Here is a 23,624-nt window from a genome sequence, read left to right as displayed (position 1 = left end):
GTAATAGGCTGCTCCTACATAAAGGGGCAGTTTATTTTTATATAGGGAATAACTTGAGTAAAAGGAGAGGTATTAATTATAATGGCCAACGGGTATAACGTTATGAAATATTACGGAAGCAAGGAGGGATATGACGCTGATGTTCTAATCGATAGTAAGGCTATGTTGGGAAAGGACGATTTCGTAGCCACTGGCGTACTAACCTATGCACTTGGAGACATTATTGAGGTGGAATTACCGGAATACGATGTCTTTCAACTTGGGGATAAAGCGAAAATGACGGTTTATACCAAATCCGGCTTGTTTGTGATGAATACAACCGTTGTTGCCAAAGAATTCGGCTCCGTCATTGTCATTAATCCACCAGAAAATCGTAAAAAATTCGCAGAAAAACGGGAGTTTCCACGTGTGGATGTGAAACATACAGGTCTCTTATTCGGACTTCAGGATATGAATAAAAGAAATAAACATCAATTTGAAAATCCACTTGGCATTTCAATTAAAAATATATCCATTAATGGCTTAGGATTTACCATGAATGATAATTCTATGATTGATAAGATCGTTCAAAAGCATTCACAGCTCGAAGTTGAACTGGATTTGGGCTTTACGATGCCTTGTTCGATGGAAATTGTAAGAAAAGAAAAGGTTGAAAATGGTTTCTACTACGGGGCAAGTTATATCGACATTCCACAGGAGAAAACCAATGCCTTAAGGGGTTTTATCCTTACGAATCAGATCGAAACTTACTTCGTACAGAAGCGGGAAGCGCAATTTAAAAGAGCAACGGAAAAAAAGTCTGCGGCGAATCAATAGCCTTCAGGCTTTTTTTTGCGTTCCAAGTGCTATATAATAAGAAGGATGATTTTCGAAAATTAAGGAGTTGTAACTACAATGGCTTTGAAAGCAGGTATCGTCGGTCTACCGAACGTAGGAAAATCGACATTGTTTAATGCAATTACACAGGCGGGGGCAGAATCTGCGAATTATCCGTTTTGTACGATCGATCCGAATGTTGGGGTAGTTGAAGTACCAGACGAGAGATTGCAGAAGCTGGTAGAGATCGTTGTGCCTAAGAGCATTGTCCCGACAGCCTTTGAATTCGTTGATATTGCCGGTTTGGTAAAGGGCGCGAGCAAAGGTGAAGGGCTTGGAAATAAATTTTTGGCACACATTCGTGAAGTGGATGCCATTGTACATGTTGTTCGTTGTTTTGAAGATGATAATATTACCCACGTTTCCGGTAAAGTGGATCCGATCGGGGATATCGAAACGATTAACCTTGAATTAATTTTGGCAGATATTGAGTCGGTAGAGAAGAAGATTGAGCGTTCGCGCAAAAACCTCAAGGGCGGCGACAAAAAGGTTGTTGCTGAAGTGGAGTGTTTGGAGCGTATTAAAGAAGCGCTTTATGCAGATAAACCGGCACGCAGTTTGGATCTCAGCGAAGATGAGAAACTTCTCGTGCGCGATCTTCATTTATTGACCATGAAACCCGTGCTTTATGCGGCAAACGTGAGTGAAGATGAAGTAGCAACAGCAGACGAAAATCCTTTTGTTAAAATTGTGAAAGAATTTGCTGAGAGCGAAAACAACGAAGTGGTATCGATCAGTGCGAAGGTTGAATCCGAAATCGCCGAGTTGGAAGAAGAAGAAAAAGCGATGTTCCTCGAAGAGTTGGGACTTCAAGAGTCCGGCTTGAATAGATTGATTAAAGCAGCTTATAGAAAACTTGGCTTGTACACGTATTTCACAGCTGGGGTACAGGAAGTAAGAGCATGGACAATCCGCAAGGGAACGAAAGCTCCTCAAGCGGCTGGTGTTATTCATACCGATTTCGAACGTGGTTTTATTCGTGCTGAAGTCGTCTCTTATAATGATTTGGCAGCTGCAGGGTCGATGAATGGTGCGAAAGAGAAAGGCCAAGTGCGTCTCGAAGGTAAAGAGTATGTAGTGAATGATGGGGACGTTATGCATTTCAGATTTAATGTGTAATCAAACAAAAAAAAGTAAAGAAAGGAGTGATCCTATATGTTGGATCGACTTCAGTCCATTGTGGACCGCTATGAGAAATTAAGTGAGTTGCTGTGTGACCCAGATGTAACTAGTGATACAAAGAAGCTTAGAGAATACTCTAAGGAGCAATCCGATCTTCAAGAAGCATATGATGCTTATAATGAATATAAGAGTGTAAGCGAACAGTTGGCTGATGCTAAAGTAATGCAGGGCGAAAAGCTGGACGATGAAATGCGTGAAATGGTCAAAATGGAGATTGAAGAGCTTAGCGAGCAATCGGCCAAGTTGGAAGAACAACTTAGAATGCTCATGATGCCTAAAGACCCTAATGATGATAAGAACGTAATCGTCGAAATTCGCGGTGCGGCAGGCGGCGACGAAGCTGCTTTGTTCGCGGGTGATTTGTATCGCATGTATACACGCTATGCGGACGCACAAGGATGGAGAACGGAGATTCTCGATGCTTCTGTGAACGATTTGGGCGGGTTTAAAGAGATTATTTTCATGATTACCGGTAAAGGTGCTTATAGTAAGTTGAAGTATGAGAGTGGAGCGCACCGTGTACAACGTATTCCTGTAACGGAATCAGGCGGACGTATTCATACCTCAACGTCGACGGTAGTGGTTATGCCGGAAGCGGAAGATGTTGAGATTGTCATCCATGATGCGGATATTCGCGTGGATACGTTCTGTTCAAGTGGAGCGGGCGGTCAGTCGGTTAATACGACGAAATCTGCTGTGCGAGTAACGCACGTACCTACGGGAATCGTTGCGACTTGTCAGGATGGTAAATCGCAAAACTCGAATAAAGAGTCAGCACTGCGCGTGCTTCGTACACGTATTTCCGATAAAATGCGTGAGGAAGAGGAAGCGAAATATGCGGGCGAGCGTAAAAGCAAGGTTGGTACGGGTGACCGTTCCGAGCGGATTCGTACGTATAACTTCCCGCAAAGCCGGATTACCGATCACCGTATTGGTTTGACTTTGCATCGCTTAGAAACTGTGCTTAATGGTGACATGGCAGAGATCGTTTCGGCGCTCACGATTGCAGCGCAGTCCGATGCTTTGGATAACGGGGAGCAGGCAATGTGATGTCGACAGCTGCTAAGAGTTTAAGAGAAGCCTTTGTAGAGGCTTCTTCTTTTTTAGGGAAGCTCGGTGTAGCCGAGGCTGCTTCCTGTGTGGAACTACTGCTGCAGCACTTGCTCAGCTGCAGTCGGACGGAGCTGCTGTTCCGTTTTCCGGAACAGTTTCCTGTTGAGCTGGCGGAAACATGGCGCCAGCTAGTAGAGCGGAAGGCCGCGGGTGAGCCGGTGCAGTATATTATCGGCGAGCAGGATTTCTTCGGCCTTCCTTTTGCGGTTAGCCCGGCCGTGCTGATTCCGCGCCCGGAGACGGAGCTGCTCGTGGAAGCTTTGCTCCACGAGGGCTCACGTTTGTTCCCGCAAGGCGCTCCGCTGCTTGCGGATGTGGGCACCGGGAGCGGAGCGATCCCGGTGACGGTTGCACACGCGCGCCCTGCGTGGCGCGTGGCGGCCAGCGATATCTCCGCGGCAGCGCTGGAGATGGCTCGCGTGAATGCGCAGCGCCACGGCGTGGCTGCGCGGGTGGAGTGGCTCGAGGGGGACCTTCTCGAGCCCTTTATTGCGCGCCGGATCGCGCCGGATATACTGGTGTCTAACCCACCGTATATCCCTGATGGCGACCTGCCGGCGCTTCAGCCGGAGGTGCGGCTGTTTGAGCCGCACACGGCTTTATTCGGCGGTGTCGAGGGACTCGACCTGTACCGCCGGATGATCTCACAGCTGCCGCAGCTGCCGCGAATCCCGACTGTGGTCGGGTTCGAGGTGGGCATTCGGCAGGCGGAGGCTGTGGCGGCGATGCTGCGCGCCGCCGCTGACTGGGACGAGATCCGGTTCGTGTCGGATCTCCAGGGCATTGATCGCCATGTGATCGCGATCAGATCACTATAAATAGTGGGAGTTCGTAGCAATAGGAACGAACACTTCCAACTCTATCATTTTTCACAAATTTAAATAGATTACTAGGTTTAGCTCCTCCTCTTATTGCCCATACTGGCTAGTATAAGCGAAGGGAAAGGGGCTTTTCCTCATGGTTAAGAGATCTAATCGTCAAACTTATAAATCTTTATTATTAGTAGCTTTTGCACTTATTGTTATGATAACTTGTTGGGAATCGAATCGTTCAAATGCGGCTGTTATTTCGCCTACGATACCGGAAGAATCTATTCGCTTACGTATTCTAGCAAACTCCGATTCGGCGCAGGATCAAGCGTTGAAACGCGAGATTCGTGATGCTATTATTGCTCGTATGCAGGAGTGGGTCGTTGGACCCCAATCGCTGGATGACGCAAGAGAAGTAGTAAAAGCCCACTTGCCCGAGTTTGATATACTAGTTGGACAAATGATTCAAGCACGTGGCTATAGCTATTCACATACAGTTGAGCTCGGTAAAGTCCCTTTTCCAACAAAAATGTACGGAAATGAAGTGTACCCAGCGGGAGAATATGAAGCGCTGCGCGTGACGATTGGAACGGGGGAAGGTCAGAACTGGTGGTGTGTGTTGTTTCCGCCATTATGTTTCGTGGATTCCTTATCTGGAGAAGCGGTAGCATCGGCTGCTGTTGTAGCGAATACAGAGGATGTTGGAAAGGTAAAGTCATCTCCTACACCTACATCAGTACAGAAAGACAGTAAAGTTGCACCTACGGCTAAACCAGACAAGTCTAACCCTGTCGCTAAAGAGGTTAAGGATGCACAAGTGGAAGAAAAAACGGAATCCGTTGATGCTAAGCAGCCACAAGTTAAGTTTTTTATCTGGGAAATGGTGAAGAAGATCGTATCGTGGTTCAGCTAAGCTAAGATAAGTCACCTGTTACCATTTAGGATCAGAATTTTATTTTGAAGTTAGGATGATAGATGATCGTGACAAAATACTGGAAAGTGGATCAGGGTATAGGGACCGAGATAGGTGGGGATTTAGCTGAAGCTGCCCTGCTTCTCCAACGTGGTGAAACAGTAGCCTTTCCTACAGAGACTGTATATGGTCTTGGGGCAGACGCTACGAATACGGCAGCTGTCGAAAGGATTTTCTCTGCGAAAGGTCGGCCTTCAGATAACCCGCTGATTGTTCACATTGCCAATGTCGAACAGCTCTCAAGTTTAATTCTATCTGACCGTGTTACGGCGGATCATCGCCAGCTTATGGAGGCTTTCTGGCCGGGACCTCTTACCATTGTGCTGCCTGTGAAAACAGGTGGCATTTCGCCGTTAGTAACCGCTGGTCTTAAGACTGTGGGCGTGCGAATTCCGGATCACCCTGTGGCTTTGCAGCTTCTTCGTGAAGCGGGACTTCCTATAGCCGCGCCGAGTGCCAATAGCTCAGGCAGACCTAGTCCAACACTCGCCTCTCATGTCAAAGATGATTTAGATGGTCGGATTGGCGGGATTGTGGATGGTGGAGCAACTGGGGTTGGTGTCGAGTCGACTGTGATCGAGCTTATAGGCGGTGAGCTATACATTCTACGTCCTGGCGGTGTTACGTCAGAGCAGCTGCAATCGGCACTGCCTGCTATTCGGATTCATGAGCCAGAGCGGGAAGAGGTACAAGATTCCGAAACACCGCGTGCTCCGGGGATGAAGTATACACATTACGCACCAAAAGGATTTATGCATATCGTTCAAGGTGAAGATGCAGAAGTTGTTGCTGAATGGATTCAAAACGATATTGATGCGGCCAAGGCACGTGATGAATCAACGGGTATTCTTACTTTTGAGGAGAGAGCTTCTCATTACGATGCTGATTTGGTTATTGCCTGCGGATCATTATCGCAACCGGAAACAATTGCTCAGGATCTATATGCTGCCTTAAGGCAATTTGATCAAGAAGGCATTCAATATATTGCTGCAGAGGGTTGTCCAGAAACGGGGATTGGCCTTGCGATTATGAATCGACTTCGTAAAGCAGCAGGTCACCGGCTTGTACGTGTTTAGCTAGCATGATTCCCTGTTTGTCCGCATATCTTGAGAGAGAAACGTGGACAAGGGGGATAGCGCTATGCTCGCATCTGGGGTGGAATTTGGGCAGCTGGTAACAATTATTATTATGGCGATTGCTTTGGGCCTGGATGCATTTTCCTTAGGGATTGGCATAGGGATGAAGGGTATTCGTTTGATTGATATTATGAAAATTAGCTTCGTGATTGGTATTTTTCACGTTCTTATGCCTTTGATGGGGATGTTTATGGGGCAATATGTCTCTTTGCTGCTAGGGAATGTCGCTACAGCGGCCGGGGGGTGTTTGCTTATTCTTTTGGGTTCGCATATGGTATATAGTTCGATTCGTGGAGAAGAAGCGGCTTCTTTTGATCATAGGACAATTTGGGGTCTAACGATCTTTTCACTTAGTGTCAGTATTGATTCATTTTCCGTGGGTGTATCCCTTGGTATGTTCGCAACGGATATTGTGTTGACGGTGCTGATCTTTGGTCTGTTTGGAGGCTTGCTATCTATTGCCGGATTGTTGGTTGGCAGACGGGTAAGCGGCTGGGTAGGCGAGTATGGCGAGGCGTTTGGCGGACTTATTTTGCTCACGTTTGGGATCAAGTTTTTACTGTGATACAATATTGGTATAGAAAGTTTTCGTCTTAGCTTATGTTTACGATTAGGAGGGAATCATGTTGCGAATTCTATTTGTTTGTACAGGAAATACGTGCCGCAGTCCATTAGCAGAAGGTTTGCTGCGTATCAGGGTGCACCAAGAAGGACTTGCGGCGGAGGTTCGTTCAGCAGGGGTATCCGCGGTGACGGGCGGTCCAATTTCCCGAAATAGTGCATCGCTTTTACAGGAAGCGGGCTTCAAGGAGTCCATTAGTTCTTTGGCGATCCAAGAGTCTGAAGTGAATTGGGCTGATCTCATTTTGACTATGACGATGGGGCATAAACGCACGGTCATCCAGCGGTTTCCGAGTGCGATTGAGAAAACTTTTACGCTCAAAGAGTACGTCGAGGATGATGCTCGTATTTTACAGGCGATTGAGGAAAGGGAGCAGCTCGTTACAGAGCTTCAGCTCAAACAGGCTCTTTCGCAAGCCGTGTCTGTTGAAGAAAGAAGCCGCATTTTTAAACTTGAACATGCGATTCCTGACTTTGATATTTCTGACCCGTATGGAGGCTCCATAGAGATTTACCGACGAACGGCAGAGGAAATCAGCGGGAGTTTAGATAAATTGGTTCAGAAAATACGTGCACGAAACGAAGACTCCAAATAACTCAGGTTTCAGATATACGAATTGCGGATACATCTTTACACATGGGGTAGAATGCGATAAAATAGAGGTATCAATCAAGACTCAATGTAACTGGCGACGAGTGGGAGTAACCACAATGGAGCATTGAGCTATACGGCCGGTCGCCTGGGCAAAAGAGCAACGCGCGTTTTCTAGCGTGTCCGCTCTTTTTTTCGTTTTCTGGTGAGCTTTGGGATATAATAGGATGGTCGAATTCGAACAAGCAAAGGAGCGTTCTATTCATGAAAATTGCCTTAGGTGCGGATCATGCAGGCTATCGTTTGAAAGATGTTATCATTCCTTTTATTGAGTCATTAGGTCACCAAGTCGTCGATTACGGCTGCAGCTGTGCAGATTCGGTCGATTATCCCGACTATGCGCTTAAAGTTTGTGAGCAAGTGGTATCAGGCGAAGCTGACAAAGGGATTCTGATTTGTGGAACGGGTATCGGGATGTCGATTGCCGCGAATAAGGTTCCGGGTATCCGATGTGCACTCGTACACGATCTATTTTCAGCGAAAGCGACGCGCGAGCACAATGATACGAACGTACTTGCCCTAGGGGAACGTGTTATTGGACCGGGTGTAGCGGAGGAAATCGTGAAAATCTGGCTCGAAACCGAGTTTTCCCAAGGTGTTCGCCACCAGAATCGTATTAACAAAGTGCAAAGTATCGAAGACCGTTTCACATTGCATCCATAGCATATTTCCTAACGGAAAATTCCAGAAACGAGGGATCATGATGACAGATTCCATTCTTTCTAATGTTGCCGAGGCTTTTGAAACGAATCTTCGGGAATTGGTCAAAGTCGGCAATCTAAGATCAGGTCACATTCTGATTATCGGAACGAGCACGAGTGAAATTCTCGGGCATAGGATCGGTACCTCAGGTACGCTTGATGCGGCTAAGCCGCTCTTCGAAACGGCGCAGCGCATAAGCCGCGAGTTCAGGCTGCACTTAGCCTTTCAATGCTGTGAGCATTTGAACCGTGCAATCGTTATTGAGGAAGAGCTGCTATTGCGTGCGCCTCAGCTTGAGCCAGTCTCAGTCATTCCAGTGCCAAAGGCCGGAGGTTCGATGGCCTCCTATGCGTATCGCCATTTCACGAAGCCGGTCGTTGTCGAGACGATTCAGGCACATGCCGGAATCGATATTGGCAGCACGCTCATCGGGATGCATCTGCGCCCAGTTGCTGTGCCAGCAAGGCCGCCAGTGCGTAATATTGGCCATGCCTATGTAACGATGGCTTTTACCCGGCCTAAGCTGATTGGAGGTACAAGAGCTGTATACCTACCTGATGAAGCGGAACAACTCTATCAAACAGCCGCACCCGATGCAGATTGTTAAACTTTTAAGATATCAAATTGAATTAAGACTTATCAGATAAGACTACCCTGTAGGAGGAATTTAATATGACAAACTTTTTGAGCAAACAAGATCCTAAAATTGTAGCAGCCATGAACCTTGAACTTGCCCGTCAACGTGACAAAATTGAGCTTATTGCATCTGAAAACATCGTTAGCCAAGCTGTTCTTGAAGCTATGGGTACAGTGTTAACGAACAAATATGCAGAAGGTTACCCAGGCAAAAGATATTATGGCGGCTGCGAGCACGTAGACATCGTTGAAGATATCGCTCGCGATCGCGCAAAAGAGCTTTTCGGTGCTGAGCACGCGAACGTTCAACCGCATTCCGGCGCACAAGCCAACATGGCTGTTTACTTGGCAGCTCTAAACCCTGGAGATACGGTACTGGGTATGAACCTGGCACATGGTGGTCACTTAACGCACGGCAGCCCCGTGAATGCATCCGGTATTCTCTACAACTTCGTTGCTTACGGTGTAAGCGAGAAAGATTTCCGCATTGATTACGACGATGTTCGTAAAGCTGCATTCAAACACAAGCCTCGCATGCTCGTAGCTGGCGCAAGTGCTTACCCGCGTACGATCGATTTCGAAGCTTTGGCTTCTATCGCTAATGATGTAGGCGCGCTGTTCTTCGTCGATATGGCTCATATCGCAGGTCTTGTTGCTGCTGGTCTGCATCCGAACCCAGTGCCGCATGCACATTTCGTAACGACAACAACGCATAAAACGCTTCGCGGTCCTCGCGGCGGTATGATTCTTACGCGCAAAGCTTGGGCAGCAGCGATCGATAAAGCCGTTTTCCCAGGTACCCAAGGTGGTCCTTTGATGCACACTATTGCAGCAAAAGCTGTTTCCTTCGGTGAAGCTCTGCAACCAGATTTCAAAACATACGGACAAAACGTGATCAACAATGCGCAAGCATTGGCGACTGCTTTAACAGCTGAAGGTATTAACCTTGTTTCCGGCGGTACGGATAACCACTTGATGCTGATCGATTTGCGCAGCTTGAACATTTCGGGTAAAGATGCTGAGCACGTTCTAGACGAAATTGGTATTACAGCTAACAAAAACGCGATTCCTTTTGACCCAACAAGCCCGTTCATTACTAGCGGTATCCGTCTAGGTACACCGGCTGTAACATCCCGTGGTATGAATGAAGAAGCAATGAAAACAATCGCGAAAGTGATTGGACTTACCCTGAAAAATCCGAAAGACGAAGCTGTTTTGGAGAAAGCACGCGGTTTAGTGAAAGACCTGACAGCTCAGTATCCGCTTTACCCAGGTTTAACTTATTAATTGTAATTTGAAAATATGTTCAGGCCGGCTCTCTGGAGTCGGCTTTTTTTTACCCTTTTATCGGTCCAGGGGCTGTTGACGAAAGTATGGGGGCAGACCTATACTTCTTGATAATTCGTGTAAAAGGAGGTTGCATCCATGCAGCTTGTTTTACAGTACGTGCAGTTGAAATCAACCATCATGCGGGTTCACAATTTTCAACAAATCGATATGGATGTGCCCGTGTCCGTTGAAGAAATAGCCGGTTACCTGTATTGTACGGAACGCAATGTGAAAATACTGATTCGTAAGATGATTGAGATGGCATGGATTTCCTGGACACCGGGTCGCGGGCGCGGCAACCGTTCTATGATCCGGTTTCTGGCTTCCGTCGAGGATCTATTGTTTACTGAAGCGAAATTGCATGTTGAACAGGGGAATTTGAACAGTGCGATGAGTTTGTTTCAAATAGAAGGATTGGATCCAGGAGTCATGGATCGATTCTTAGCTTGGTTAGGAAGTTACTTCGGGTATAGAGGGACCCTGGAGTCTGGCGATCCTGAAACCCTTCGATTGCCAATGCAGATGAGAGTCTTGACCCTAGACCCTGTGGATGTGCTATTCTCTGGTGATCTCCATTTCGTGAAGCAGGCTTTCGATACGCTGATCTATTTTGATCCTGCTTGCGGCAGCTTAGAGCCAGGTTTGGCCCATGAGTGGGAATGTAATGAGAATGCAACGATCTGGACGTTTTATTTACGTAAACGGGTGCGATTCCATCATGGTCGTGAGATGACATCGGCAGATGTGGTCTTTTCACTTAATCGGGTACGCAAGCTAGGCACGGAAGATTCTCCAAACCGATGGCTGCTGGAATCCGTCAGAGACATCCGCGCAGTGGATCGGCTGACCGTAAGAGTCGAGTTGAATGCGCCGAATTATATGTTTCCTCACTACGTAAGTTCCTATCAGGCCGCGATCGTACCGGCTGATGTGTACAGTGCTCAGAAAGTGAGTGATCCGGGCATGCTGCCCGTCGGGACGGGTCCGTTCCGGATTACGAGGTATGATGAAGGAGGCGTAACATTCGAAGCATTCGAGGATTATTACCGGGAGTCCGCCCACCTGGATCGGATCGAACTGCTTTGCGTGCCGGAAATGGTAAGTGAGCGAAGGTGGCAGCAGCTGAACTTCCAAATGGGCAAGCTCAGTCATTCTAAACAGCCGGCACCGGCGCATTGGTGCAAAAAAGAAATCATGATGCTGGGTTCCAGCATGTTAGTCTTTAATTTACGAAAGGAAGGGCCTCAGCAGGATATCCGTTTTCGTCAAGCGCTGCAGCTAGTTCTTAACCGTAGCGGTATGATTAAGGAACTGGGACTATATAATGCGATACCTGCCGCGGATTTCTTGCCGACCGGTTCGCCAGTCGAACTGCCGGATGATGACCAACCTGAACGTGCTAGAGAATTACTAAGTCAATGCGGATATGAAGACCAGCCGATAACGATGATTTTCACCCCGAAAAACCGTGCCCTAGCTGAATGGGTTCATGCTCGATGCCTCGAAATCGGAATTCAGGTAGTTCTACAGGAATATTCTTTTGAGGAAATGTCCAAGGTGCATAGGATGCAATGTGCAGATATCGTTGTCGGAGGGGTTGTCGCAGATGACGATGAGGCCCGTTGTCTGATTGAGATGTATAAGATAGGCAACTTGGCGCTGCGCGTATACGCGACCGATGAGCAGCGCAGAACGTTCGATGAAACAATTGCCTCCATCGAAGCAGAGCCTGACAGTCAGGTGCGTTTGCAACGAATCCGCTCCATGCAAGGATTATTATCGCAAAACCAATCGGTCTTATTTCTTCTTCATACGACCCAACAATTAGTGTATAGCCCACACCTTCAAGGTATTTCTTTCAATACGCTCGGTTGGTTTGATTTCAAGAGCATCTGGTTCTGCCCCGAAATCGTTGAAGTGACAGATCAAGAATAATAAATATCATGTTATACCAAAGCCGCTCGGGTGAATAATCCTAGTGGTTTTTTCTTGTCTAAAGGATATTCACGGGAGCTTTGGTTTTACAGAGGATAAGTTGGATAACATATGATATAATGGACGAGGTTTGTCGTTCCATGACGATATTTTTTTGTGAAATACATATAAAGCGCAGTTTTTAGGAGGAAATTATGGGGAAGTTATTTATTTGTGATCATCCGCTAATTCAACATAAGCTAACTTATATTCGGGATGAGAATACGAAAACAAAGGATTTTCGAGATCTCGTAGACGAGGTTGCGACATTAATGGCCTATGAGATTACGAGAGATATTCCACTTGAGCATGTACAGGTGAAAACGCCAGTGACTACAGCAGATTGCCGTATTATTTCGGGCAGAATGCTGGGACTCATTCCGATCCTGCGTGCAGGTTTGGGTATGGTAGACGGGATACTTAAGCTGATTCCGGCTGCTAAAGTTGGACATGTTGGCCTGTACCGTGATCCTGACACGCTTCAGCCTGTCGAATATTATGTGAAGCTGCCGACGGATGTTCTGGAGAGGGAGTTAATTGTCATTGACCCGATGCTGGCCACAGGCGGATCCGCGAATATGGCGATTGAAGTGCTGAAACGCAGAGGCTGTACACAAATGAAGCTGATGTGTTTAATTGCAGCACCAGAAGGGATCAAAGCTGTTCAACAAGAGCATCCTGATGTTGATATTTATGTAGCCGCCGTTGACGACTACTTGAACGATCATGGCTATATCGTACCGGGACTTGGTGACGCAGGAGATCGTCTGTTCGGCACTAAATAATTGGCTTACGAAGATAGCTTTGCTATGCAAAGCTCTAAGGTTAATGCTTACGAAGTTAGCTTTCTTACAGAAAGCTCTAAGGGGAGAAGAAACCGATGAAACGTTTAAAAGTGATTACGATCTTCGGAACAAGACCCGAAGCGATTAAAATGGCTCCGCTTATTTTGGAGCTGGAGAAGCATCCTGAACATATTGAGTCCCTTGTCTGTGTGACAGCTCAACATCGACAAATGCTCGACCAAGTGCTGGATATTTTCAAAATCAAACCTGATTTCGACTTGAACGTCATGAAAGACCGTCAAACGCTGAATGAAATTACGATGCGTGTACTGCAAGGTTTGGAGCCTGTCTTCCAAGAAGCTAAGCCTGACCTCATTCTCGTGCATGGCGATACGTTGACAACATTCCTTGCAAGCTATGCGGCATTCATGCAGCAAATCCAAGTGGGACATGTCGAGGCAGGGCTTCGTACGTGGAACAAAATGTCCCCTTACCCAGAGGAAATGAACCGTCAATTAACGGGAGTGCTAGCGGATCTACACTTTGCACCAACGCAGCAATCGGCTGATAATCTGCGGAAAGAAAATAAATCTGAATCCCAGATATATGTGACGGGGAATACGGTTACGGATGTGTTTAAATACACGGTACAAGAGAAATTTGAACACCCTGTATTGGAATGGGCAGCGGGCCGTAAGCTAATCTTGATGACGGCGCATCGCCGTGAAGCGCAAGGTGAGCCTCACCGTCAAATCTTCCGTGCTGTCAAACGTATTGCGGATGAGTTCGAAGATATTGCGATCGTTTATCCCGTGCATCCAAGTCCTGCAGTTAAGGAACCTGCACATGAGATCCTGGGCAATCATCCACGCATCAAGCTGGTAGACCCATTTGACGTTTTCGAGTTCCACAACTTCTATCCGCACGCCCATATGATCCTGACAGACTCTGGTGGTCTTCAAGAAGAAGCGCCGTCTTTTGGTGTGCCGGTTCTAGTTCTGCGCGATACGACAGAACGTCCGGAGGGTATTCAGGCAGGTACGCTCGAACTCGTTGGAACGGATGAGGAAGTGGTCTATGAGTGTGCTCGCGCGCTTCTAACGGATCCAGATTTATACAACAAAATGAGTCAAGCCGCCAACCCTTATGGGGATGGAAAATCGTCCGAACGCATCGTGCAAGCGATACTTTATCACTTCGGCAAGACCTCTGAGCGTCCGGAAGCATTCTAACCGTGACAAAATCATGACAAACGCTACAGCGTACAGTTGTACTGTTTGGTTTGGAATCTCGCAAACCCTAGAGCCGCAAGGCTCTGAGGAGTTTCTCACAAAGAGACTTGTGAAGTTATGTCAATTGACAAAAGAAAGACCGCTCCGATACAATATATGAGGATTCACCTGCATGGCCCAAAATCCCTCTAGAAACGAAAGGCGTTGACGATTTTGGAATCACCAAGGCCAGATGACAATCCATGGCGTGCTGCGGGTCTAGTATCTGCTATCGGATTAGAAGTTGTAATCTGTACAGCTATAGGATATGTATGTGGAAAGTATTTCGGTGGTTCAAAAGGGTGGATCATAACTGGCGTGATGATCGGTTTTTTCCTGGGCATTGGCACCGCAGTGATGATGCTTAAGAAGTTCTTGGAGGACGACCGACATGAATGACCACATGAAAACCCTTTATCGAGCAGAGCTGCTCTGCATCTCTGTCTGCTTGCTCATTTGGAGTATAGCTCCGTCTTATCGGACTTATGCGATAGGATTTCTAGTAGGATCCATTGTAAGCGCCATTAATGCTAGGATGCTTATGATGAAAATTAAATCCGTATCCCTGCAAGGTGAAAGTGCGGCTCCGAAGCGTTTGAACGCTGGATTTGTATCCAGAGCCTGCATGGCCATCATAGCCATGATGGTTGCAGTAAAGTTTCCAGAGCAAGTCAGTGTAGTTTTCACCATTATTGGATTATTTTATATCCAATTGGTTACACTCCTGATGGGTATTCTTTTTATTTTTAAACGTAAATCGTGAGTGCATGGAAAGGGGTGAAAAGGTAAATGCATGAGTTTCCCGTGCTACACTTTGGTGGTTTAAATATTGACCTATCGACGTTCTTGGCGATTTTAGTCACTTTCGTTATTGTATTGTCGGTTTCTCTTGTTTCCGTGAGAAATCTTTCGGTTACCAGCCCATCAAAAATGCAAAATTTCTTAGAGTGGGTTGTTGAATTTGTTCATAATCTAATTGCCAGCACAATGCCGCTTAAGTACGCGAAAGCCTACATTTCATTGGGCGTGACATTAATTATGTTCATCTTTGTTGCTAACTTACTTGGTCTACCATTCGGTATCGTTACTGAGCATCATAGTGAGTTTAAGCTGTTCGGTCAGACGATTCTGTCTGATGCAACGATTCATGAGTTGGAGGCAAAAGGTAAACACGCAGAAATTGCTTGGTGGAAATCACCAACAGCAGATGTTTCCGTTACTTTTGGTCTAGCAATCATCGTGTTCGTTATTACCCACTTTTTGGGTCTTACACGTAATACGAAGCATTATTTGAAACATTATATTGAGCCGTTTTGGTTCTTCTTCCCTTTGAATATCATCAAGGAGGTTTCCAAACCGCTTACACTTGGCTTGCGTTTGTATGCAAATATTTTCGCAGGAGAAGTGTTGATTGCAACCATCTTGATGGCTGGCGGATTCGGTATTCCACTCTTGATTGGCTGGCAAGCATTCAGTATTTTCGTAGGTGCGATCCAAGCGTTCTTGTTTACCATCCTTACGATGGTATACATTTCACAGTCTACCGTACACGAAGAGCATTAATCGAAGTCCAATTCAACTGATACAGGTTGAGATGAGATAATCTAGACTAACTTAAAACTTACTTTTAATGAGGAGGATTTACAAAATGGAATTTTTAGCAGCAGCTTTAGCAATTGGTTTAGGCGCATTAGGTGCAGGTATTGGTAACGGTTTGATCGTGAGCAAAACAGTTGAGGGTATCGCTCGTCAACCAGAACTTCGCGGAACTTTGCAAACAACTATGTTTATCGGTGTTGGTATCGTAGAGGTTGTTCCGATTATCGGTGTTGTACTTGGATTCTTGATCTTCTTTGGAGCTTAATCTCAAAGATGAGTAGGTTTGGCGCGGACGGCCTAAGCCATCCACGCCTTCGTTTTGCTTGAGATGACCGAAAGGAGTGACATGAATGGGTTGGCACTGGGAGTCGTTTGTATTTGCGATTATTGCCTTTTTGATTTTGTATTTGCTGCTTAATAAGTATGCATTTGGTCCGCTTGTCGATATTATGGAGAAGCGCAGACAACTGATTGCAGAACAAGTAGGTTCCGCCGATAAAAATCGTCAGGAAGCTGAGAAGCTTGTTACAGAGCAGAAAGAAGCTTTCCAAGAAGCACGCAAAGAAGCATATGATCTGATTGAAGAAGCTAGAAATACTAGCAATAAACAAGCAGAGACAATTATTACCCAAGCGAAAGAGGAAGCTTCCCGATTGAAGGAAGATGCCCTTCGTGCGATCGACATAGAGAAGAACAAAGCAGTTGCTGAGCTTCGTAGCGAAGTGGGAGCACTTTCCGTGAAAATTGCTTCTAAGATCGTTGAGAAAGAAGTAGATGCAGCAGCTCAACAAGGCATCGTTGACCAATACCTCAAAAAGGTAGGGGACAACGCATGAGTGACATCGTCGTAGCGAAGAGATACGCCAAGGCGCTGTTCGAACTCGCTTCGGAACGCGGCATTATTGCACAAGTCGAGGATGACCTGGGAGCTGTTGTAGCTTCCTTGCAGGATCATGCGGACTTTAAAAAGCTGCTTCAGCATCCGAATGTTGCCGTATCGGTAAAAACGGATATGCTGCAAAAAACTTTTGAGGGCAAAGTTTCAGAGACGGTCCTTAATACCTTGCAAATGCTCGTTTCCCGAAGAAGGGAAGCACTTCTGACGACTTTATATACGGATTATGTAAAAATTGCGAATGAAGCGCTTGGGCAGGCATCCGCTATTGTCTATACGCCATTTGAACTATCCGAAGATAAGGTTCAAGACATTGCAGATCACTTTGGAAAAGTGACAGGCAAAAAGCTTCGTATTCAAACGGTGATTGACCCCGCTTTACTTGGAGGCATTCAAGTACGTATCGGTGATCGTTTGTACGATGGCAGCTTGTCCGGTAAACTAGAACGTTTGCAAAAATCGTTAACACAAGCACTGTAAGAATAGGGGTGAAGTTCGTTGAGTATCAAACCGGAAGAAATCAGTTCACTAATTAAACAACAGATTGAAAATTATAAATCCGATTTGCAAGTGGTTGAAGTAGGTACTGTTATTCAAGTTGGTGATGGTATCGCTCGTGCTCACGGTTTGGAAAACGTAATGGCAGGCGAGCTGCTTGAGTTTCCAAGTGGCGTTCTAGGGTATGCATTTAACCTGGAAGAAAGCAACGTAGGTATCGTTATTCTAGGGCCTTACAAAGATATTCGTGAAGGCGACCAAGTTAAACGTACTGGCCGCATCATGGAAATTCCTGTAGGTGATGGGCTTCTCGGCCGTGTTGTTAACCCATTGGGTCAACCAGTCGATGGTAAAGGTCCTATCGAAACAACTGGATTCCGTCCAATCGAATCCCCAGCACCAGGCGTTATGGCCCGTAAATCGGTACATGAGCCTATGCAAACAGGGATCAAAGCGATTGACGCGATGGTACCAGTTGGCCGTGGACAACGTGAGTTGCTCATCGGTGACCGTCAAACAGGTAAAACAGCGATCGCAATCGATTCGATCATCAACCAAAAAGGCAACGGCGTTAAATGTATCTACGTTGCTATCGGTCAAAAGCAATCCACAGTCGTAGGTGTTGTTGAAACACTTCGTCACGCTGGCGCTTTGGACTACACAATCGTTGTAACAGCTTCTGCTTCTGAGCCTTCACCAATGCTTTGGTTGGCTCCGTACGCAGGTTGCGCAATGGGTGAGTACTTCATGTACAAAGGCGAGCACGTGTTGATCGTCTATGATGACTTGTCCAAACAAGCAGCTGCTTACCGTGAGTTGTCTCTCTTGCTTCGTCGTCCACCGGGTCGTGAAGCTTATCCAGGGGATGTTTTCTACTTGCACTCCCGTCTTCTAGAGCGTGCTGCGAAACTGAATGATGAATTAGGTGGCGGTTCCATGACGGCACTTCCTTTCATTGAGACACAAGCAGGCGATATCTCAGCATACATTCCTACGAACGTAATTTCGATTACGGACGGACAAATCTTCTTAGAATCCGACTTGTTCTACTCAGGTCAGCGTCCAGCGGTTAACGTTGGTAACTCTGTATCCCGTGTAGGGGGCTCTGCACAAACGAAAGCGATGAAGAAAGTTGCCGGAACACTACGTGTTGACTTGGCACAATATCGTGAGCTTGCTGCATTTGCTGCATTCGGATCTGACTTGGATAAAGCTACTCAATCGCGTTTGGACCGTGGTGTTCGTACGCTTGAAATTTTGAAACAAGGTGTTCACCAACCGATGTCTTTGGAAAAGCAAGTTGCTTCCCTTTACACGGTTGTTAAAGGGCATGTGGATGATCTTCCTGTTCAAGACGTAACGCGTTTTGAAGGTCAATTCTTGGCTTACTTGGAATCGAACCGTCCAGAAATTCTACACAGCATTCGTGATACGAAGGACATCACTCCGGATAACGATAAAGCGCTGGTAGAAGCAATTGTTCAATTCAAAAAGAGCTTCGCAGCTTCTGTATAAATCATGATGGCAGAGCTTCCTGTTGAAGTGAAGTTCTGCCTACCGTGTTAATCCTGGGCAGGCTGATCGCCTGAATTCAGGTCTTCGAATGAAGGCTTTTCTAAGCCTCAAAAGAGAGGTGAGCAGGTATGGCAAAAGGAATGCGCGAGATTAAGCGCCAAATCAAGTCCACACAAAACACGAAACAAATTACGAGAGCGATGGAAATGGTCTCTGCAGCGAATTTGAGACGAGCACAACGTTCTGCGGAAGCAGCACGTCCTTACTCCGATAAGTTAAAAGAAGTCGTTCAAAGCATTGCAGCTGGAAGCAAAGGGATCCAACATCCGATGCTGCAGTCACGCGAAGTGAAGAAGACAGGCTATTTAGTAATCACCTCGGATCGTGGATTGGCTGGAGGCTACAACGCTAACGTGTTGCGGAAGGTCATGACCGAGATTCGTGAAAACCATAAATCAACAGCTGAATATTCGATTTTTGTAATCGGACGTAAAGGTAGTAATTACTTCCGCAAACGCAACATGCCAGTTGTGGAAGAAGTGACAGGTGTTCCGGATTCACCAACATTCGCGGATATTAAAGCTGTAGCTACTGCAGCAGTGAAGAACTTCGAGGACGGTACGTACGACCAGTTGTTCGTGGTATACAACCAATTCAAAAATGCGATTACCCAAATTCCAACCATGATCCGCCTGCTTCCTATGGAAGAAGTTACTGGCGTGGCTGCTGCTAGTTATGAGTATGAGCCATCACCGGAAGGCGTACTGGAAGTATTGCTGCCTAAATATGCCGAAACGCTTATTTACAGTGCAGTATTGGAAGGTAAAGCAAGTGAGTTCGGTGCGAGAATGACAGCGATGAATTCCGCTACGAAGAATGCAACGAAAATGATCAGCGGCTACACATTAGCCTACAACCGTGCGCGTCAAGCTTCGATTACCCAGGAAATATCGGAAATTGTTGCCGGAGCGAGCGCGAACGCATGATATTAAAGCTTCTACGGAAGCAAAGCTTTTCTTAGGAGGGAAACCATGAGCAAAGGGCGCGTTGTAACAATTACAGGGCCAGTCGTCGACATTGAGTTCGAACGCGGACAACTCCCTGAAATCTTGAATGCCATCAAGATTGAAAGAAATGATAATGGCGTACTATCCACTATGACAGTCGAAGCAGCAGTTCACCTTGGTGACAACTTGGTTCGTTGTATCGCAATGTCCTCGACTGATGGACTTGTACGTGGAGCAGTAGCTGAAGATACAAAAGCTGCAATTACCGTTCCGGTTGGCGCAGCAACACTTGGTCGCGTGTTTAACGTATTGGGAGAGCCAATCGATGGTATCGAAGGCGTTGACCGTACATTTACAAGCGGCATTCACAAAGAAGCTCCAGCTTTCGACAACTTGTCGACAAAAGCAGAGATTCTTGAAACAGGAATTAAAGTTATCGACCTTATGGCTCCTTATGTTAAGGGTGGTAAAATCGGTCTCTTCGGCGGCGCGGGTGTAGGTAAAACCGTTACAATGCAAGAGTTGATCCACAACATTGCACAAGAGCATGGCGGTATCTCCGTTTTCGCAGGCGTTGGTGAGCGTACTCGTGAAGGTAATGACCTTTACCACGAAATGAAAGACTCCGGCGTTATTGCAAAAACAGCGATGGTATTCGGTCAAATGAACGAGCCTCCAGGCGCGCGTCTTCGCGTAGCTTTGTCCGGTTTGACAATGGCTGAGTACTTCCGTGATGAAGAAGGCAAAGACGTTCTTCTTTTCATCGATAACATCTTCCGCTTTACACAAGCAGGTTCTGAGGTTTCCGCTTTGCTGGGCCGTATGCCATCAGCAGTAGGTTACCAACCGACTCTAGCAACAGAGATGGGTCAACTACAAGAGCGTATTACGTCCACGAAAAAAGGTTCCGTTACTTCCATTCAAGCGATTTACGTTCCTGCCGATGACTATACGGATCCGGCTCCTGCAACGGCGTTCGCTCACTTGGACGCAACAACGAACTTGGAGCGTAGTATTGCTGCAGCAGGTATCTTCCCTGCGGTAGATCCACTTGCATCTTCTTCCCGTATCTTGACACCAGAAACACTTGGCGAAGAGCATTACAAAGTAGCACAAGGCGTTAAACAAGTTCTTCAACGTTACAAAGAGCTTCTGGATATCATCGCGATCTTGGGTATGGATGAGTTGTCTGATGAGGACAAATTGGTCGTTACTCGTGCGCGTCGTCTCCGTCTGTTCCTGTCCCAGCCGCTTCACGTTGCTGAGCCATTCAACGGATTCCCAGGCTTGTACGTGCCATTGAAGGATACCGTGCGCAGTTTCAAAGAAGTTCTTGAAGGTAAGCACGACAATCTTCCTGAAGTTGCTTTCCACAACGTGGGAACGATCGAGGACGCTATCGAGAAAGCAAAAACACTGTAACTTTTGCCGAGCAAAACGATCAGGCAACGCTTACGAAGATAGTTTACCTACGGTAAACGCTAAGGGAGGAGAATCCAAGTGAGTACATTCCTACTGGAAATTGTTACCCCGGAACGCAAAGTGTACGCTGAAGAAGTGAACATGGTTAGCGTGAAGGGTGTTGAAGGGGAGCTTGGAATTCTGCCGAATCACATTCCACTGGTCACTCCATTGCGAATTGCACCGATTACTGTGAAGAAAACGGGCTCTAAAGACGAAGTTATCGCAGTGAATGGCGGTTTCATGGAAGTGCGCAAGGATAAGGTGGTTATACTGGCGGAAAGCGCCGAGCTACCAGAACATATTGATATCGATCGTGCGAAAGCAGCGAAAGAACGTGCGGAGAAACGTCTTGCTGAAACTAAGCAAGACAACGTTGACTTCAAACGTGCGGAAGCCTCTCTTCAAAGAGCATTAAATCGTATTAGTGTGTCCGGGAAATAATAGATGTTTGAACGAAAAGCGGGGGAACTTAGGTTCCTCCGCTTTTTTTCGAACAGGAAGATTAATTAAAGATAATTATGGAAAATCTACTCACTAGGAATGAAAAGTGGGGTTTGGAATTAGTCATCGACGCCCAAAAGGCTTTTTGTTATAATATTGTAGGTGAATATTACCAAAACTAACAGGACACACAAGAAAAGCAAATACGAATGGAGGCGGTTACATTCACATGTATACAAATAACTATGTTATAGTAGCGATTTTTCTAGGGTTAGGTATTCTCCTCCCTGTGGTAGCGCTAACGGTAGGCAAATGGTTAAGACCGAGTAAACCTGTCGAGGAGAAGTATACGACGTATGAGAGTGGAAACGAGCCTGTAGGTGAGGGACAAATCCGGTTTAACATTCGTTATTATTTATTTGCTTTGATGTTTGTCATCTTTGATGTGGAGACCGTGTTCCTATATCCGTGGGCGGTTGCGTTTAACCAGCTTGGACTTTTTGCCTTAGTGGAAATGTGTATTTTTGTAGCCTTGCTAGCCATTGGATTAATATACGCTTGGAAGAAGAAGGTGCTGCAATGGACTTCAGTCTAGAGTCAATATCTCCCGAAGAACGGGAAGAATTAAATCGCAATGTCTTTATGACGACACTGGAGCAAGTAAAAGCTTGGGCTCGCAGTAATTCGCTTTGGCCGTTAACTTTTGGTCTGGCCTGTTGTGCCATCGAAATGATGGGTACAGGCGGATCTCACTATGATTTAGACCGTTTCGGAGTCATCTTCCGTACGTCTCCTAGACAATCTGATGTCATGATTGTGGCGGGGACTGTAACGAAGAAAATGGCTCCTTTGCTGCGCCGTCTTTACGAACAAATGCCTGAACCAAAGTGGGTCATTGCGATGGGGTCCTGCGCTACGGCAGGTGGACCTTATATAAAGTCATATTCCGTTGTTAAGGGAGTTGACCAAATCGTTCCGGTTGATGTTTATATTCCGGGTTGTCCACCGAACCCGGCTGCACTCATTTATGGGATAAACAAGCTTCAGGAGAAGATTCGCTATGAAGCGAAGACTGGGAAGCAGGTGACCAATCGATGAGTGATGAGAAGAAGCTGGAGGAGAAGGTAGGCCCGTCTCCAACTGCTGATGGTAAGAAAGTGAATGAATCGCCCTTAGAGGAAGCAATCGCTGAAGTGGGCGATCTTACGCCGGAGGCGCGCGCGAGTAAGACGCCGCTTAGCGCGGACCTGCAGGCCGCGGTAGATCGCGCTGCGGAGATACAGGCGGCTGACCCGGCTGCGCAGACGACGAGCGAGCCGAGCGACGCGCCTGCGGCTGAGCTCGCAGAGCAAGCTGCAAGAAGCGGTGACGCGGGCGCAGCAAAGGGCAGCGATGCAGCCGTGAGCGCCAACGCGCTAGCAGCGCCAAGCAGTGACGCGGCAGCGGAGCGTGCCGCGGCGAGAGCCGCCCGCCAAGCTGCGCGGGCGGCCGCTGAGCCGACGGGCGAGCCCGCGTCGGCAGAAGCACCAACCCCAGCGTCTGCGGAAGCTGGGGACGACGAGAAGGCGGCCAAAGCACAGGCCGCCGCAGAAGCACGCGCTGCGCGAGCTAGCGCGCGCGGGGCGAAGACGGAGTCGGCGGAGCCTGAAGCGCCGAAGGAGCCTTCACCGAACCAGCCGCTGCTTGATCGGCTGGTTGCTATCTTGAAAGCCGACGTTGGCGAAGACACCGTCGTCGACGCTTTCATCAACGAAAGGGACGCGCATCGCCCTTACGTGGTCATTCACAGCTCACGCTGGCTGCAGGCTGCACGGACGCTCAGGGATCATGAAGAGCTTCGCTGCAACTACTTGCGCAATCTCTCGGGTGTGGACCAAGAGACTCACCTAGAGGTGGCCTATCATCTCCTTTCGCTCACAAACAAGCAGGAATATTGTGTGAAAGTGAAAACAGATCGAGAGAAACCGAGCATTCCTTCTGTGGCTCCAGTATGGGCTACCGCGGATTGGAATGAGCGGGAAGTGTATGACCTACTGGGTATCGATTTCCCAGGTCACCCTAACTTAGTAAGAATCATGATGCCTGACGATTGGGTCGGCCATCCACTGCGCAAAGATTACGAACCGCTTGACCCGGAGGTGTAGCT

General features: G+C 47.1%; 27 protein-coding genes and 1 riboswitch. All 27 genes read left to right on the top strand.

The window, feature by feature from the left end:
- Positions 1-81 precede the first annotated feature (81 nt).
- The 27 genes from QFZ80_RS33720 (at position 82) to QFZ80_RS33590 (ending at position 23,622) form a co-directional block, all read left to right on the top strand.
- On the top strand, positions 82-816 hold the full coding sequence (locus tag QFZ80_RS33720) for a PilZ domain-containing protein (protein ID WP_307551042.1): 735 nt from the start codon (positions 82-84) through the stop codon (positions 814-816).
- 78 nt (positions 817-894) lie between these two features.
- Positions 895-1,995 carry a redox-regulated ATPase YchF gene (gene ychF, locus QFZ80_RS33715; protein ID WP_307551044.1) on the top strand — a complete coding sequence of 367 codons (1,101 nt, stop codon included), beginning with the start codon at positions 895-897 and terminating at the stop codon, positions 1,993-1,995.
- Positions 1,996-2,031: 36 nt separating this feature from the next.
- On the top strand, positions 2,032-3,108 hold the full coding sequence (gene prfA, locus QFZ80_RS33710; RefSeq protein WP_307563078.1) for a peptide chain release factor 1: 1,077 nt from the start codon (positions 2,032-2,034) through the stop codon (positions 3,106-3,108).
- On the top strand, positions 3,108-3,989 hold the full coding sequence (gene prmC / locus QFZ80_RS33705) for a peptide chain release factor N(5)-glutamine methyltransferase (RefSeq protein WP_307563076.1): 882 nt from the start codon (positions 3,108-3,110) through the stop codon (positions 3,987-3,989). The genes prfA and prmC overlap by 1 nt, the downstream gene beginning before the upstream one ends.
- Before the next feature lie 139 nt (positions 3,990-4,128).
- Complete coding sequence (gene spoIIR, locus QFZ80_RS33700; protein ID WP_307551049.1) at positions 4,129-4,893, top strand: stage II sporulation protein R; 765 nt, start codon at positions 4,129-4,131, stop codon at positions 4,891-4,893.
- 62 nt (positions 4,894-4,955) lie between these two features.
- Positions 4,956-6,029: an L-threonylcarbamoyladenylate synthase gene (locus QFZ80_RS33695; RefSeq protein ID WP_307563074.1), complete on the top strand. Its 1,074-nt coding sequence runs from the start codon at positions 4,956-4,958 to the stop codon at positions 6,027-6,029.
- Between the two features lie 64 nt (positions 6,030-6,093).
- Positions 6,094-6,654, top strand: a complete 561-nt coding sequence (locus QFZ80_RS33690; RefSeq protein WP_307551053.1) for a manganese efflux pump MntP — start codon at positions 6,094-6,096, stop codon at positions 6,652-6,654.
- Between the two features lie 58 nt (positions 6,655-6,712).
- A complete protein-coding gene (locus tag QFZ80_RS33685; RefSeq protein WP_307551055.1) occupies positions 6,713-7,306 on the top strand; it encodes a low molecular weight protein arginine phosphatase in 594 nt (197 codons plus the stop codon).
- A 76-nt stretch (positions 7,307-7,382) separates the two neighbouring features.
- Positions 7,383-7,463: riboswitch (ZMP/ZTP riboswitch) on the top strand.
- Positions 7,464-7,566: 103 nt separating this feature from the next.
- Complete coding sequence (rpiB, locus tag QFZ80_RS33680; protein ID WP_057303723.1) at positions 7,567-8,025, top strand: ribose 5-phosphate isomerase B; 459 nt, start codon at positions 7,567-7,569, stop codon at positions 8,023-8,025.
- 40 nt (positions 8,026-8,065) lie between these two features.
- A complete protein-coding gene (locus tag QFZ80_RS33675) occupies positions 8,066-8,671 on the top strand; it encodes a TIGR01440 family protein (protein ID WP_373460449.1) in 606 nt (201 codons plus the stop codon).
- A gap of 65 nt (positions 8,672-8,736) precedes the next feature.
- Entirely contained in the window at positions 8,737-9,987 is a 1,251-nt protein-coding gene (locus QFZ80_RS33670; protein ID WP_307551059.1) for a serine hydroxymethyltransferase, read from the top strand.
- A 138-nt stretch (positions 9,988-10,125) separates the two neighbouring features.
- Entirely contained in the window at positions 10,126-11,964 is a 1,839-nt protein-coding gene (locus tag QFZ80_RS33665) for an ABC transporter substrate-binding protein (RefSeq protein WP_307563070.1), read from the top strand.
- A gap of 194 nt (positions 11,965-12,158) precedes the next feature.
- Complete coding sequence (upp, locus tag QFZ80_RS33660) at positions 12,159-12,788, top strand: uracil phosphoribosyltransferase (protein ID WP_029195667.1); 630 nt, start codon at positions 12,159-12,161, stop codon at positions 12,786-12,788.
- 95 nt (positions 12,789-12,883) lie between these two features.
- A complete protein-coding gene (wecB, locus tag QFZ80_RS33655) occupies positions 12,884-14,020 on the top strand; it encodes a non-hydrolyzing UDP-N-acetylglucosamine 2-epimerase (protein ID WP_307563068.1) in 1,137 nt (378 codons plus the stop codon).
- A gap of 213 nt (positions 14,021-14,233) precedes the next feature.
- Complete coding sequence (locus QFZ80_RS33650) at positions 14,234-14,458, top strand: AtpZ/AtpI family protein (protein WP_307551066.1); 225 nt, start codon at positions 14,234-14,236, stop codon at positions 14,456-14,458.
- Entirely contained in the window at positions 14,451-14,822 is a 372-nt protein-coding gene (locus QFZ80_RS33645; protein ID WP_307551067.1) for an ATP synthase subunit I, read from the top strand. The genes QFZ80_RS33650 and QFZ80_RS33645 overlap by 8 nt, the downstream gene beginning before the upstream one ends.
- A 26-nt stretch (positions 14,823-14,848) precedes the next feature.
- Entirely contained in the window at positions 14,849-15,622 is a 774-nt protein-coding gene (gene atpB, locus QFZ80_RS33640) for a F0F1 ATP synthase subunit A (protein WP_307551069.1), read from the top strand.
- Between the two features lie 85 nt (positions 15,623-15,707).
- Entirely contained in the window at positions 15,708-15,923 is a 216-nt protein-coding gene (atpE, locus tag QFZ80_RS33635) for a F0F1 ATP synthase subunit C (protein ID WP_025850351.1), read from the top strand.
- A gap of 85 nt (positions 15,924-16,008) precedes the next feature.
- Positions 16,009-16,494 carry a F0F1 ATP synthase subunit B gene (gene atpF / locus QFZ80_RS33630; protein WP_307551075.1) on the top strand — a complete coding sequence of 162 codons (486 nt, stop codon included), beginning with the start codon at positions 16,009-16,011 and terminating at the stop codon, positions 16,492-16,494.
- Positions 16,491-17,033 carry a F0F1 ATP synthase subunit delta gene (locus QFZ80_RS33625; RefSeq protein ID WP_307551077.1) on the top strand — a complete coding sequence of 181 codons (543 nt, stop codon included), beginning with the start codon at positions 16,491-16,493 and terminating at the stop codon, positions 17,031-17,033. Before atpF ends, QFZ80_RS33625 begins: the two co-directional genes overlap by 4 nt.
- 18 nt (positions 17,034-17,051) lie before the next feature.
- Complete coding sequence (gene atpA, locus QFZ80_RS33620) at positions 17,052-18,566, top strand: F0F1 ATP synthase subunit alpha (protein WP_307551079.1); 1,515 nt, start codon at positions 17,052-17,054, stop codon at positions 18,564-18,566.
- A 128-nt stretch (positions 18,567-18,694) separates the two neighbouring features.
- Positions 18,695-19,552: an ATP synthase F1 subunit gamma gene (gene atpG, locus QFZ80_RS33615; RefSeq protein WP_307551080.1), complete on the top strand. Its 858-nt coding sequence runs from the start codon at positions 18,695-18,697 to the stop codon at positions 19,550-19,552.
- Between the two features lie 45 nt (positions 19,553-19,597).
- Complete coding sequence (atpD, locus tag QFZ80_RS33610) at positions 19,598-20,995, top strand: F0F1 ATP synthase subunit beta (RefSeq protein WP_307551082.1); 1,398 nt, start codon at positions 19,598-19,600, stop codon at positions 20,993-20,995.
- A 78-nt stretch (positions 20,996-21,073) separates the two neighbouring features.
- Positions 21,074-21,478, top strand: a complete 405-nt coding sequence (locus tag QFZ80_RS33605; protein WP_307551084.1) for a F0F1 ATP synthase subunit epsilon — start codon at positions 21,074-21,076, stop codon at positions 21,476-21,478.
- A 229-nt stretch (positions 21,479-21,707) separates the two neighbouring features.
- A complete protein-coding gene (locus QFZ80_RS33600) occupies positions 21,708-22,073 on the top strand; it encodes an NADH-quinone oxidoreductase subunit A (RefSeq protein ID WP_307551085.1) in 366 nt (121 codons plus the stop codon).
- On the top strand, positions 22,058-22,576 hold the full coding sequence (locus QFZ80_RS33595; RefSeq protein WP_189020038.1) for a NuoB/complex I 20 kDa subunit family protein: 519 nt from the start codon (positions 22,058-22,060) through the stop codon (positions 22,574-22,576). The genes QFZ80_RS33600 and QFZ80_RS33595 overlap by 16 nt, the downstream gene beginning before the upstream one ends.
- Before the next feature lie 302 nt (positions 22,577-22,878).
- Positions 22,879-23,622, top strand: coding sequence for an NADH-quinone oxidoreductase subunit C (locus QFZ80_RS33590; RefSeq protein WP_307551087.1), 744 nt, complete (start codon positions 22,879-22,881; stop codon positions 23,620-23,622).
- The last annotated feature ends 2 nt before the right edge of the window (positions 23,623-23,624 follow it).

Origin of the sequence: Paenibacillus sp. V4I7, assembly GCF_030817275.1 — a bacterium.
In the GTDB taxonomy this organism is placed as follows: Bacteria; Bacillota; Bacilli; order Paenibacillales; family NBRC-103111; genus Paenibacillus_E.
The sequence above is the reverse complement of the archived record's forward strand: the minus strand, read 5'-3'. Positions and strand labels throughout refer to the sequence as shown.